The sequence below is a fragment of the Rhizobium sp. CF122 genome (genome assembly GCF_000282035.1).
GTDB lineage: Bacteria > Pseudomonadota > Alphaproteobacteria > Rhizobiales > Rhizobiaceae > Rhizobium.
On sequence record NZ_AKKA01000061.1, the window covers coordinates 1 to 1,051 of the forward strand.

Below are 1,051 nucleotides of genomic sequence, written 5' to 3' on the forward strand. Positions count from 1 at the left end.
TAGAGCGTTTCACGATTTTTCGGAATCTGTGCGGGATTCCCAAATCGAATGATTTGTGATTCATCATGGATACTGGAATGGAGGCCAGTATCCATGACACGACCTTATTCGAATGACCTTCGTGAGCGTGTTGTTGCTGCGGTAGTGGCCGGTCAGAGCTGCCGGGTGGTGGCGGAGCGGTTCGACATTGCCGTCTCTTCCGTGGTGAAGTGGTCGCAGCGACATCGGGCGACCGGCAGCGTCTCGCCCGGCAAGATGGGTGGCCATCGCCGGCGGGTGCTGGAGCCGCACCGTGCTTTCATCGTCGAGCGTATCGAGCAGACATCCCACCTGACATTGCATCGGCTCAAGGATGAGCTGGCCGCTCGCGGCGTGACCGTCTCCCACAATGCCATCTGGCAATTTATGCGCCGGGAAGGCTTGAGCTTCAAAAAAAACGCTATTCGCCCTTGAGCAGGGCCGTGCCGACATTGCTCGGCGCAGAGCGCGCTGGAAGGCCTGGCAAGGTCGCTTCGATCCGAAGCGGCTGGTCTTCATCGACGAAACCTGGATCAGGACCAACATGGCGCCGTTGCGCGGTTGGGGGCCGAAAGGCAAGAGGCTGCGCGGCTTTGCCCCGCATGGGCGCTGGCGCACGCTCACCTTCCTCGGTGCCTTGCGCTGCGACCGACTGACAGCACCCTGCGTCTTCGATGGTCCGATCAATGGCGAATGCTTCGGCGCTTATGTCCGCCAGCAGTTGATCCCCACCCTCAAGCCCGGCGACATCGTCATCCTCGACAATCTCGGCTCCCACAAAGCCAAGGCCGTCCGTGATGCCATCAAGGCGGCCGGCGCCAGACTATGGTTCCTGCCGAAATATTCGCCCGATCTTAATCCGATCGAACAGGCCTTCGCCAAGATCAAGCACTGGATGCGCCACGCTCAAAAGAAAACCATCGAGGACACCTGGCGCCATCTCGGACACCTCGCGGACACCATCAGGCCTGACGAATGCGCAAACTACTTCACAAACGCTGGATACGCTTCGGTCAAAACATGAAACGCTCTA

General features: G+C 59.4%; 1 protein-coding gene. It reads left to right on the forward strand.

The features are described 5' to 3' along the window. Window positions 1-93 precede the first annotated feature (93 nt). Window positions 94-1,042 (forward strand): IS630 family transposase gene (locus PMI09_RS30190; RefSeq protein WP_085990675.1). Its coding sequence is split into 2 segments (ribosomal slippage): window positions 94-429 and window positions 431-1,042, totalling 948 coding nucleotides; the frame shifts between segments, so codons are not numbered across the junction. Window positions 1,043-1,051: the final 9 nt, after the last annotated feature.